Consider the following 12910-nt stretch of genomic DNA (forward strand, 5'->3'; position numbering starts at 1 on the left):
CAGCTTTACCTATAGCCTTACCGACGCCAATGGCGACGTCAGCACCGCAACGGTCACCGTCAATGTGACACCGGTTAATGACCTGCCGGTGGCGGTTGCCGATACGGTGCAAGCCACCGAGGACCAGGTGCTAAATGGCTCCCTGGCAACCAACGACACCCCGTCCGCCGATGGCGGCAATGTGTGGGCCCTGGGCACCCAGGCGTCCAACGGCGTCGTCACCGTCAACGCCGACGGCACCTTCACCTACACCCCCAACGCCAACTACAACGGTGCGGACAGCTTTACCTATAGCCTTACCGACGCCAATGGCGACGTCAGCACCGCAACGGTCACCGTCAATGTGACACCGGTTAATGACCTGCCGGTGGCGGTTGCCGATACGGTGCAAGCCACCGAGGACCAGGTGCTTAACGGTAATCTGGCCGGCAACGACACGCCTTCGGCCGATGGCGGCAATGTGTGGGCACTGGGCACCCAGGCGTCCAACGGCATCGTCGTGGTGAATGCCGACGGCACTTTCACCTACACCCCCAACGCCAACTACAACGGTGCGGACAGCTTTACCTATAGCCTCACCGACGCCAATGGCGACGTCAGCACCGCGACCGTGACGGTCAATGTGGCTCCGGTCAATGATGCACCGGCCCTGCAGCCAAGCCAGATCACGGTTAATGAGGACGAGCTGGCGAGTGGCAATCTGCTTAGCAGCGCAACGGACGTGGATGGTAGCGATACTCTGAGCGTGGTGAACTTCACCATCGGCGGAAATACCCATACGGCGGGAACACCTGTAGTTATTGCAGGTGTGGGCACGCTGAACGTCGGCAATGATGGACAATACAGTTTTGAGCCAACCGCCAATTGGAGCGGCAGCCTCCCTACCGTGACCTTTACCGTCAGCGACGGCACCACCACGCAGCAGTCGAGCCTGAATATCGCGGTCACGCCAGTGGCAGACGCCCCGACCCTGGATTTGGACAATCCTCTTGCGACACCGACCCCCACGGGCCTGGTGCTGCAAACCTGGAATAACCTGCCACTGGGAACCGGTGGCAACGGAGCCGACCCCGCCACCCTGCAATCGACCATCGATCAGGCAGGGGCGCCGGCGACCACTGGACAGACCAGCGACGCCAGCAACACCAATGTAAACGCCGGCACGGCCAGCAAACTCTCTGGCCTGATTCATCTGGAAGCCGGACAAACCTACACCTTCAGCGGTGGCGGTGATGACAGTATTCGGGTCGTCGTCGGTGGCACGGTCGTAGGCCAAGGTACTTGGGGTGGCAGCAGCGGTACCTTCAACGGCACCTTTTCGCCGACCACCAGTGGCTACTACACCCTGGAGATCTATCACCATAACCAAGCGGGACCAGGCAATTACGACGTAAACCTCAGCGTCAATGGCGCTGCTGCGCAGAACCTCAGCACAGTAGCCAGCGAGATTTACCGCAGCCTCAGTGACCTCAGCGCTGACGGCGTCCGCCTGTCGGCCCTGCATGGCAGCAATGGCAGAGGCTATTACAACGAATATGTCCAGAACGAGGGCGACGAGGACACCGCCATCCCACTTTCGGCGATCGATTCGGCACTGACCGACATCGATGGGTCGGAGAGTCTGGCGGTTAGCATTGGCAATATTCCGGTCGGTGCGAAACTCAGTGACGGCGTCCACCAGTTCACGGCATCGGCTACGCAAAACCGCGCCGATGTCACCGACTGGGACCTCGGTAAACTGACCATTACCCCGCCGCTGGACTTCACCGGTCAGTTCGCCCTGCAGATCACGGCAACCTCCACTGAGTCGGCCAACAGTCTTTCAGCCGATACCAGCCTGCCGCTGACTGTGGTGGTCCACCCGGTCATTGTCCCGCCCGTTCAAACCAACAACAACCCAGTCACCACCAACGACAGCGTTACCACCGCTGAAGACAGCCCGCTGTCCCTGCCAGCGGCCACGCTGCTGGCCAACGACAGCGACCCCGATGGCAACCCGCTGACCATCAGCTCCGTGCAGGGGGCCAGCCACGGCAGCGTAGTGCTGCTCAACGGCAACGTGGTGTTTACCCCCGACGCCAACTACAACGGCCCGGCGAGCTTTACCTATACCGTGATAGACGGTCAGGGCGGCAGCAGCACCGCCACCGTCAATGTCAACGTGACGCCGGTCAATGACCTGCCGGTGGCCGTGGCCGATACCGTGCAAGCCACCGAGGACCAGGTGCTTAACGGCACCCTGGCAACCAACGACACCCCGTCCGCCGATGGCGGCAATGTCTGGTCCCTGAGCACCCAAGCGTCCAACGGCACCGTGGTGGTCAATGCCAACGGCACCTTCACCTATACGCCCAACGCCAACTACAACGGTGCCGACAGCTTTACCTACCGCCTGACCGACGCCAACGGCGATATCAGCACCGCGACGGTCACCGTCAATGTGGCGGCGGTCAACGATTTGCCGGTGGCCGTGGCCGATACCGTGCAAGCCACCGAGGATCGGGTGCTTAACGGCACCCTGGCAACCAACGACACCCCGTCCGCCGATGGCGGCAATATCTGGTCCCTGGGCACGCAAGCGTCCAACGGCACCGTGGTGGTCAATGTCAACGGCACCTTCACCTATACGCCCAACGCCAACTACAACGGCGCCGACAGCTTTACCTACCGCCTGACCGACGCCAACGGCGATATCAGCACCGCCACCGTCACCGTCAATGTCGCCGCGGTAAACGACCAGCCCGTGGCCGTGGCAGATACCGTGCAAGCGACTGAAGACCAGGTGCTTAACGGCAACCTGGCCGGTAACGACACACCTTCTGGCGATGGCGGCAATGTCTGGAGCCTGGGCACGCAAGCGTCCAACGGCACGGTCGTGGTTAACGCCAATGGCACCTTTACCTACACCCCGAACGCCAACTACAACGGCGTCGACAGCTTTACCTACCGCCTGACCGACACCAATGGCGATATCAGCACCGCCACCGTTAACCTGACCGTAAACCCGCAAAACGATGCACCGGCAGCGGCCAACGGCGCGGCCAGCGGCAACGAAGACACCCCGCTGCTGCTGAACTGGTCCCAGTTCAATGCCAGCGATGTCGACACCATCGCCAGCGCGCTGTCGATCCGCATCACCACGCTTCCGGCCGATGGCCGAGTGCAGTTCAACAACGGCAGTGCCTGGGTCGACGTCAGCGTCAATCAACTGATCGGCAAGGCGGATATCGATGGCGGCAAGCTGCGCTTCCTGCCAGATGCCGGCGAGTCGGGCGGCGACGCGTTCACCGCGGCGGGCGTCGGCGATCAGCGGGTTGACTACGCCCAACTCGGCTATCAGGTGTCCGACGGCAGCTTGAACAGCGGCAGCGCCACCCTGACCCTCGATATCGCGCCGCGGGTGGACATACCCAGCCTGAGCGTGAGCAACGGCACCCGTTCGGTCTTTACCACCAGTTGGGAAACGGCGACGAACTCTGACACTTCCTCGCAGAGTGTCTCGGGCAGCAGCTTTGAGGGCTGGACCCTGATCACCAGTCCGGACAGTGCCCCAGGCGGCACCAATAGCTTTGAAGTCTGGGCCAACGCCGACACCCAGGCCAATTCCGCAGGGAATTTCGTAACAGTCAACATGGCTCCCGGCAATGGCAACAATGCCCTGGAACTGAACAATGCGACCAACAGCCTGGCCCAGACGCTGGGTATCGAGCGCAGCCTGACCACCGAAGCCGGCAAGGTCTATGACCTGTCGCTGGACTACGCCGGTCGCCCGGGCTTTACCAGCGGCTTCACCTCCATCGCGGTACTGGTCGACGGTGTACAGGTGGCGACTTATGCCTCGACCAGCCCGGACAGCGGACTGAGCTGGCAAAACCTGCATTTCAGTTTCACCGGCACCGGCGCGACGCAAAATATCCGTATCGTTACCAATGCCACGAGCATCGACGCCAGTGGCCGCGGTGCCCTGATCGACGACATTCGGCTTACACAATACCAGGGCGCGATCGCCGGTAACGCAGCCGGCGGCACCCAGACCCAGATCGCCCTGGCGGCCTATGTGTTGGCGGCACTGGGCGATAGCGACGGCTCGGAGAAACTGACACTGACCTTCGGCAACTTGCCCAGTGGCGCCAACATCGTTACCGCGAGCCATCCATCCGGCTACAGCGTGGCCAACGGCACGGTCACGCTCGATGCGGCGGACCTGGCCAGCGCCAAACTGCAAGTGGCGGCGAGCTACAGCGGCCCATTGAGCCTGACCGTGGCCGCTCACGCCACCGAAGCCAATGGCCAGACCAGTGACAGCGTCAGCCAGCAACTGGACCTGCAAATCCTGCCACGCAATGTCGACGTAGCGGCTATCAGCACCGGCCCCACCACCGGATCCAACCACCAGACACTGACCGGCACGGCGGGGGCTGACGAGATCCATGGCCTGGACGGCAGGGACACGATCAGCGGCGGTGGCGGCAATGACCAGCTGTACGGTGGCACCGGCAATGACGTGCTCAACGGTGAGGGCGGCAACGACAGCCTGTACGGCGATGAAGGTACCGACACCCTCAATGGCGGGGTCGGCAACGACCTGCTCGACGGCGGCAGTGACAATGACGTGCTGTTCGGCAACGAGGGCGATGACCGTCTGCTCGGCAATCTGGGTAATGACCAGCTCACTGGCGGCAGCGGCCATGATCAACTCGATGGCGGCGCCGGCGTGGACCTGCTGTTCGGGGATGATGGCGATGACCGCCTGATCGGCGGCCTGGGCAACGACCAATTGACCGGCGGTGCCGGCCATGACAGCTTTATCTGGCAAGCCGGACACGCCCAGAGCGGGCAGGACGTCATCAAGGATTTCAACCTGAGCCAGGATCGCATCGATTTGCGCGACCTGCTGCAAGGCGAGAACGACGGTAATATCCTGAACTTCCTGCGGGTCAACACCGCCACCTCGACCCTGGAGGTGAGCAGTTCAGGTGGCTTCTCCGGTGGCAACGGCACGGCCGACCTGACCATCAAACTGGAGAGCGGTGGCAACCCGGTGGACCTGTCCGCCTACGGGGCGAACTCCTCGCAGATCGTCAATTCCTTGATCGCCGGGGCCGACCCGGTGGTCAAGGTCGATCACTGACGGTTAGCCTGCCCGACTACCGCAGCGGCGGTAGCTGGGCGCGCCGTGGCACACCGACAGATGAACTGGAGAAGCCGATGTTCTACGTACAACGCGATGCCCAGGGCGTATTGCTGCGGGTTGAGACCAACGCCTTCGCTGGCATGACCGAGACGGAACCTTCGGACGCCAAGGATGCCCAGGAGTGGTACGCCGCACTCCGGCTCGAGTCCAGTCGGCTGCAACTGAAGCAGAGCGACCTGGACATGATCCGGGTACTGGACGACTTGATCCATCTGCTGATGACCAAGGGCGTGATTCGCGTGACCGACCTGCCTGTCGCGGCGCAATCGAAGCTGATCAACCGCAGCCAGGCACGGGAAGTGCTGGGTGGCCTGAACCAGCTGATCGATGACGAGGAAGCGGGCGTATTCTGATCCGTTCGCCCCCCCTACCCCGGCATGCTCGCCCATTCGCCCGGTTCGCCGAACAAGCGACCCTGGATGCCCTGGATGCCCATTTCGCGCAGTATCAAAAACTCACCCTGGCTTTCGACCCGCTCGGCAATCAGCGGCAGGTCGATGCTGTGGGCCGCACGCTGCACGGCCTCGATAAACAGGCGCTTGTCCTGTTCCCGATCAATATCGCGAATATAGCCGCCATCGATCTTCAGGTAACCCAGGCCCAGGCGCGCCAGGTTGCCAATCATGCTGAAACGCCCGCCAAAGTGCTGCAAGCTCAGAGCAAACCCCAGCTCGCGCAGACGCCGTGCCAGTTGCTCGAGCTGTGCCGCGCTAGGCAGCTGCGCTTCGTCCAGTTCGAAGATCAGCCTTGATCCCAGATGCGGGACCAGACGCAGGCGGGCATACACCCGCTCCAGAGCAACGTCGTCCTGCAGCAGGGCACCGGATAGATTCAATGCCAGCACTCCCTGGTGAGCGGCCAGCTGCGCGATTACCTGCTCCAGCATGACCAGATCCAGACGTGCGGACCAACCAAATCGCTCAAGCCATGGCAGAAAACGACCGGCCGCCAGGGTGCGTCCCTGCTCGTCCCGTAGCCGCGCCAGCACCTTGTAATGCAGCACTCGCTCGGGCCGCAGACTGTCGATCACCGGCTGGAAAAACAGCCGGATACCGTCCTGCTGCAACGCCCGATCCAACCGGGTATGCCACAAGTGGCGTTCATCCCCGACTGGCACCGTCTGACCACGCTCCAGGCAAGCCCAGGCGTCTGAGCCCGCCTCGGCCTGAGTCAACGCCTGGTCACCCAGGTGGAGCAGCTGCTGCGGTGTATCGCCGCTCTCGAATGGCGCCAGCCCGATATGCGCGGCTGGCTGGCAATCGGTCGCGCCGGTGGCAGACAGGCTGGCCAGGCCGCTGTCCAGCAGCTGCGCCAAATGCTGCGCCTCCTCACGCAACAACCCAGGTGCCAACAACGCGAACTCACCACCACGGCTGCGCGCAATCAGGCTATTGACGTGCGGGAACGTCGCCGCAGCGCGTACCAATTGGTCGCCAACGGCCTTGAGCAACTGATCGGTGCGCTGCCCGCCCAGGCGTTGGTTCAGACCATTCAGGTCCTTGACCCGCAGTAACAGCAGGGACCCTGAGTCGGCATGCTCCTCCGCACTCAAGATCGCCTGCAATTGCATATCGAAATAGCGCCGGTTGGCCAACCCTGTGAGGCTGTCCTGGTAGGCCTCGGCCCGCAGTTGTTCGCTGCGCTGTGCCTGTTCCTCGAACAGCGCCTTGAGTTTATCGACCATCTGATTCATCGCCTGCACCACGCGGCGCAACTCCGGTGTCCGCGGCAACTCGGGCAGGCGGAGAAATTCCCGACGGGCGATGGCCTGGGATTGCGCGACCATATAGTCCAGGGGCTTGAGTTGCTTGCGCAGCAAAACTGCTCCCAGCACTCCACTCAGCAGGCCGCACGCCAACAGCCAGACCAGACTCCCCAACGCGCTTTGCCAGAGTTTGCCGACGGCAAACAGCGGATGACTGACCACTTCGACGCGAGCCGCCTGCTCCCAGCCACGACTGACAATGGCATCGCCCCCGGCCGACTCCAGCGCGATCAGCTCGACGAACCAGCCCGGCGCGGCACTGGCCGCGGGTATGCCGCTGCGCTCGACCCTGACCTGGCCGGACAATGGATCGACCACCCGGATGCTGGAGAAATAACCGCTGTCGAAGATCGAACTGACCATCAGCTCCATCATCGCCGGGTCATCCACATGGGGGGTCAAGGCCAGACCCAATGCGGTCGCGGTATCCTGGGCGTGCGAGCGCAACTGATTGACGTACTGCGTGCGTGAGCTTTCCAGTCCCACCAGAAAACTGCCGGTAAACGCGACGATCAGAAACAGACAGATCGCCAGCAACAGTTGCTTGAACAGCGACATAACCTCTCCTATTGAGCCCAGTCCGCAGGGAATCCCTCGGCACGCATTTTCGACATCAGATCCTGCCAACGGGACAACCGTTTGCTGTCGCCGACCCTTTTGCTCCCGGACCAGAGCCCCTCACCATTGAATGCATACACCGGCAGCAGGTCGGTTCGCTGATTGGCCGGTCGGATGTCGGCGAACAGGTTATCCAGCACCAGAGGAATCGCCTCGGGCGAGGCGTAGTAGGTCAGCACCATATGCGGCTGGTTCAAGCGCAGGGCTTTGACGTAGGTAATACGCAGTTTGTCGCTGGGCACGCCCAGGCGGCGCAAGCTGAAGTATTTGGCGATGGCGAAGTCTTCGCAGTCGCCCGCGCCGCGGCGTAACGACTCCACGGGGGTGGCCCAGTAATCAGCGGCCTGCCACAGCGAAAGGTCATCGCGAAACTGCAGCTGCTGGTTGAAAAAGCTGTTCACCGCGCGCAGCTGCTCCTGCACGCTACGACCGGCCTGCTTATCCAGCACCGCTTGCCAGGCTTCAATGCGCTCGCGGCCTGCGCCCAACGGGCCATACAAAGCCTCCGCGCGACGGCTGATATCGGCGATATTCCACTCGGCATGCAAACCGCCTACCAGCACCCACGCAAGCACCGCGGCGACTGAACGCCACGGTCGAGAAGAAGATCGAGTGTTGGTGGAACATGGCCTCACCGGACTCAGGTCCCTGCAACGCTAAAAGGAAGCGATGGTGGGACTTAAGCATTGAAAAAACAATGGCGTTTTGAGATCAATGAAGGGGTGAGCCGGGGCGGACTGCCATTAAACCAGGGGATCCGAGAACGACACACGAAGTCTGGGGCCAAGGATGAAAAAGCCGTCCGTGGCTTGAGGGTTTAGCGGAAGTTGAAATGCAAGCCGATGCTGGGCTCACGCCGAATCGGCTCAGGACGGTAATAGTATTGTTGCTGGGGAACCACGTAGTAAGTATTACCCTGGCGGTAGTCATTACCACGACCGTTGCGGTACCCATCACGGTAACCGTCGCGCCAGCTGTTGGCACGATTATCGCGATGTCCCTGGTGGCGATTACCTCGATCGTAACGGTCATAGTCACGACGTTCGTTTTCGCGACCATGGCGCCCTTGATAAACGATCACCACGGGATCACTGCCTCGACGATAGTCGTTGCCACGCCGATCCTGGTCGCCCCGATATTCGTAGTAAGCACGCCCGCCACTGTCGCCCGCAGCAGCCAGACCAGACAAGCCCAAACCCAATACAGCAAAACACAAAGTTCTGATGGTCATAGCGGCCTCCTGGGACCGCGAACGTGCCGGTCAGCGAATGCTGATCGACGAGTCTCCAAGAATACCCTGGGTCTCATCGGGTTGGACAGTTCAGCAGGGGACCTGGTGCCCTGCCTGGGCGGGCAATATGTATGACCAAATAAATCCAGGAGAACTTGGACTGCCTGCTTCGAACAACAGCTGACGACTCCAAGGCATGGCGTTGACAGGCCCAAAGGCCTGCGCGCGAACCCTGCCGATTACCCTGTACACAGGTATTCGCGGGGCAAGCAGGCCCACCGGCCAATTGAGTTAACGCCCCGGCGGCACCCACCTGGGCAGCAGGGGCGCCGCCGCTAGAAACCGGCTTGATCGAGCAGGGCCTCGACGCTGCCCCGAGGTTTGCGGCCATAGAAAGCCAGCAACAGGTCCGGACGGTTGCTGAAAAAGCCGTCCACACCCAGGGCGCTGAGCCGAGCCAAATCCGCGGGGTCGTCCACGGTATAGGCATGGATTAGCAGCTTCCTGTCATGGGTCATCTGATTCATCCAGGGCTTGAGCAGGTCCGGGTAACTCTCCGCGCCGCCCTGATCCAGTTGCGCCGAGGGGCCGGTACCGACCGCGCCATTGGCCACGGCAAAATCCAGCCAGGCAGCCAATTCCGCCTCGGACTGCACTTGCTGCTGGGCGTAGTAACTGGCGTAATCCTTGGCACCCGATTCGGCGTAGGACTGTTCGGTCTTTTTCGCGATATAGCCGTCGCCCAGCCACAACAGGAAAATCTTCGGCACCTCGGGCATGTATTTGTGCAGCAGGCTCAGGCTGCTTTTCTCGAAGGTCTGCAGGATCACCCGCCCCTCGCCGTAGCCCACCGCGACCTGTTGCCCGGCATCGAAGCCGACCGGCGCGGCCCTGTCATCTCCCAGCCAACCGCGCTTGTTCAAGGCCTGCTGGAGCTGCAACTCGATCCCCGGAAATTGCCCCGGCACCTTGGTTTCGATGTACAACCCGGGCTTGTTGTCGCCCCCCTCGGCGATGTCCAGCACCTCGTCCAGGGTCAGTATCGTCAAGCCGACAAAACCCGGGCGAGCGCGCTCGGGAAATGCCGTATTGAACCAAGTGCCGGCATCCAGCTGCTTGAGCTCGGCCAAGGTAAAATCGCTGGCGGGCCGGTCCGCCCGATCGGGGAAGACCGCCTGCACATTGCTGGTACGCTTGAGCGTGTCGTCGTGCAGGGCGATCAGCACACCGTCCTTGCTGCGCTGCAAGTCCAGCTCCAGGTAGTCGGCACCCAGGTCCCGCGCCAACTTGAACGCCGCCGCCGTTTCCTCAGGCGCATGGAAAGAGGCCCCTCGATGGGCGATCACAGCCTGGTAGGGCACCCCGGCACGCTGACTGAGCGATTGACCTGGCGGCTCCTGGGCCTGTGCCGTAGCCCCCAGCATGGCCGTCAACAGCACCACGCCAGCCCATACACCCCTCTGTTCAGCACGGATCGTCATGATTTCACTCCCTGGCGGGCCAGCGCCGCATGCCCAAGGCTCACGTGCGCAGCCGGTGACATCGAATACAGCGGCAGACCCTTTACCCTAGCGTTCGCCACGGACGCCGAACAACCAGCCGGGCGGCACTTGTCGCACACACCTATGCCGAGGTCGGGAGCGGACGAGTGACTGGCCCGGGACCGGCAAGCAGGCTAGCATGGCGCTCTCGTTCCTTAGGTCGCCGCCATGCCTCCTCCCACTCCTTCCGCCGTGTGCAGCGACCGCACTGGCGCGGCCAACCTGGCCCCGGAGCCTCAACGTGGATAGCAGCCTCTGTCCACTCTGTGGCCGCGCCAATCGCTGCGCCCAACTGCAACCCCAGGTCGCAGCGTCCCCCTGCTGGTGTTTTACCGCGCGCATCGCCCCCGAGGTGCTGCAACGCGTGCCGCCGGACCAGCGCGACCAGAGTTGCCTCTGTCCTGACTGCGCTCAGGGGATTCAGGATAAAAAGGCCGGCACCGAAGCCGTCGACTGATTGACCAAAATGCCCTCGCCTGCCGTGAAACGCCCATGCGCCTAGACCGTCTGCTCAGCAACCTACCGACCCTTAGCCGTCAGGCCAGTCGCCTGCTGCTGATCGAGGGCCGCGTGCGCGTCGACGATCAGGTGGTCCGCGACGGCCAGCACGAAATCCGTGAGTTCGCTCACGTGACCCTGGACGAGCAGGTAATCCAAGTCGGCCGGCCAGCCCGCTACTTCATGTTGCACAAACCGCCCGGCTGCGTCAGCGCCACCCAGGACCCCGAGCACCCCACGGTGCTGGACCTGCTGGCAGCGGAGGAGCGCGTGGGCCTGCACCTGGCCGGTCGGTTGGACTTCAACACCTCGGGCTTGCTGCTGCTGACCGACGACGGTCGCTGGTCACGGCGCCTGACCCAGCCCCAGAGCAAGCTGCCGAAGGTCTATTGGGTCCGCACCGAACAGCCGATCGGCAGCGAATACGCCGAGGTGTTTGCCCGCGGCCTGTACTTCGCCTATGAAAACCTGACCACACTGCCTGCCCAGCTTCAGGTGCTGGACAGCCACCATGCCCGCCTGACGCTTTACGAAGGGCGCTACCACCAGGTCAAACGCATGTTCGGTCACTTCAACAACAAGGTCCTGAGTTTGCATCGGGAGAGTATCGGCGGGCTGCACCTGGACCCCGACCTTCAGCCGGGTCACTACCGCGCATTGCAGACAATGGAGATAGAGCGGGTCCTCGTTGACTGACCGCCTGGCAGAACCCACCGAACAATTGCCAATCAAAGCTTGCACCTTACCGCTCATCCTGCTTGAATCACCCCCACGGTCCGGAATGTGACCAGTTAGTCAGCAACACACTCTAAGAAAGTTTTTTGTGATCGACGGCACCCTTGGTGCCTTGCAGGGACTGCCATTTAAGCCACGCCAAGCACCCTCGGGCAATCCCATGGTGCCGCGCAGCGCTTCTAGTTCCCTGATCGCAGAATCGCCCGCCAATAACAATTCCAGTCGGCCAGCCTTATCGGATCGTCTAGGGCTGCTGATTGCCAGGCACTTGCTTACCTGTCCTGTAGTTCGCGCAATGGAATGTGCCGTTGCGCGCTTAATAAAACTGCACGTCAGAGGAATTGACATGAGTCCAGAAACCGCAGTGGTGAATATTCAGGGGCAATACCAAATCTACACGGAGTTTTATCACGCTGAGGGCGCCAAAAAGACCATCATCCTGGTCAATGGCTCACTGGCCACAACCGCATCCTTCGCGCAGACGCTGCGCTACCTGTATCCGCATTTCAACGTGGTGCTGTATGACCAACCTTACGCGGGTCAGTCCAAGCCGCATAACCGGCACGATCGGCCGATCAGCAAGGAGGACGAGGCCTATATCCTGCTGGAGCTGATCGAGCATTTCGCCGCCGAACACGTACTGTCGTTTTCCTGGGGCGGCGCGGCAGTCCTGTTGGCACTGGCCTATCAGCCACGGCGAATCGAAAAAGCGGTGATCACCTCGTTTTCGGCGCATCTCAACGGACCAATGCGCGCTTACTTGGAACAAGGGGTCAAGTTCCTCGCGGCCTGCGACCGCCAGGGTATCGGCGGCCTGATCAACACCACCATCGGCAAACACCTGCCGTCGTTGTTCAAGCGCTTCAACTACCGGCATGTGATCAGCCTGGCTGAACACGAGTATGCCCAGATGCATTGCCATGTCAGCGAAGTGTTGAGCCAGGACAACCACTACTACCTCAACTGTGCCGACGCCATCCAGGCACCACTGCTGTTCATCAACGGCGAGCTGGACGAGTACACCTGCACCGAAGATGCGCGCCTGTTCGTCGGGCATGCCCGCGAATGTCACTACAGCACCATCCTCAACGCCGGGCACTTCCTCGACATGGAGCACAAGGCCGCCTGGCTGGCCACCCAGCAGGCCACCCTCGGTTTCCTGCAGGCCCCCGCTCGCGGGCAACGTCACCTGCCCGTGCATGCCCTGGAACCTCAGGCCATGGCTGGCTAACGCCGATCGACCACCCCGAACGGGGCTCCCTCAGGAGCCCCCTAAGGGAACCCACAAGAAAAAGGGAGCCTCGGCTCCCTGGTTCCTACTCCACAGC

General features: G+C 62.0%; 9 protein-coding genes. 5 read left to right on the top strand and 4 right to left on the bottom strand.

Features of this window, described 5'->3' with window-relative positions; genetic code table 11:
• Together ABWY06_RS07550 and ABWY06_RS07555 are read left to right on the top strand one after the other, a co-directional pair.
• Positions 1-5131, top strand: a 5131-nt coding sequence (locus tag ABWY06_RS07550) for an Ig-like domain-containing protein (protein WP_353924950.1), incomplete at its 5' end; no start/stop codon positions are given.
• A gap of 77 nt (positions 5132-5208) precedes the next feature.
• Positions 5209-5547, top strand: coding sequence for a tryptophan synthase subunit beta (locus ABWY06_RS07555; protein ID WP_353924951.1), 339 nt, complete (start codon positions 5209-5211; stop codon positions 5545-5547).
• A 14-nt stretch (positions 5548-5561) separates the two neighbouring features.
• Here ABWY06_RS07555 and lapD read toward each other — a convergent pair whose 3' ends face one another.
• The 4 genes from lapD to ABWY06_RS07575 all read right to left on the bottom strand — a co-directional run bounded on the left by lapD (position 5562) and on the right by ABWY06_RS07575 (position 10289).
• Complete coding sequence (gene lapD, locus ABWY06_RS07560; protein ID WP_353924952.1) at positions 5562-7517, bottom strand: cyclic di-GMP receptor LapD; 1956 nt, start codon at positions 7515-7517, stop codon at positions 5562-5564.
• An 8-nt stretch (positions 7518-7525) separates the two neighbouring features.
• A complete protein-coding gene (gene lapG, locus ABWY06_RS07565; protein ID WP_353924953.1) occupies positions 7526-8212 on the bottom strand; it encodes a cysteine protease LapG in 687 nt (228 codons plus the stop codon).
• Positions 8213-8394: 182 nt separating this feature from the next.
• Positions 8395-8808: a hypothetical protein gene (locus ABWY06_RS07570; RefSeq protein ID WP_353924954.1), complete on the bottom strand. Its 414-nt coding sequence runs from the start codon at positions 8806-8808 to the stop codon at positions 8395-8397.
• A 335-nt stretch (positions 8809-9143) separates the two neighbouring features.
• Positions 9144-10289, bottom strand: coding sequence for a glycerophosphodiester phosphodiesterase (locus ABWY06_RS07575; RefSeq protein ID WP_502948169.1), 1146 nt, complete (start codon positions 10287-10289; stop codon positions 9144-9146).
• 301 nt (positions 10290-10590) lie between these two features.
• Here ABWY06_RS07575 and ABWY06_RS07580 point away from each other — a divergent pair, with 301 nt between their 5' ends.
• From ABWY06_RS07580 to ABWY06_RS07590, 3 genes are all read left to right on the top strand, one after another.
• On the top strand, positions 10591-10806 hold the full coding sequence (locus ABWY06_RS07580; protein WP_353924955.1) for a cysteine-rich CWC family protein: 216 nt from the start codon (positions 10591-10593) through the stop codon (positions 10804-10806).
• 35 nt (positions 10807-10841) lie between these two features.
• Positions 10842-11543: a pseudouridine synthase gene (locus ABWY06_RS07585; protein WP_353924956.1), complete on the top strand. Its 702-nt coding sequence runs from the start codon at positions 10842-10844 to the stop codon at positions 11541-11543.
• A 385-nt stretch (positions 11544-11928) separates the two neighbouring features.
• Entirely contained in the window at positions 11929-12813 is an 885-nt protein-coding gene (locus ABWY06_RS07590) for an alpha/beta fold hydrolase (RefSeq protein WP_353924957.1), read from the top strand.
• The last annotated feature ends 97 nt before the right edge of the window (positions 12814-12910 follow it).

Origin of the sequence: Pseudomonas sp. (genome assembly GCF_040514055.1) — a bacterium.
Taxonomy (GTDB): Bacteria; Pseudomonadota; Gammaproteobacteria; order Pseudomonadales; family Pseudomonadaceae; genus Aquipseudomonas.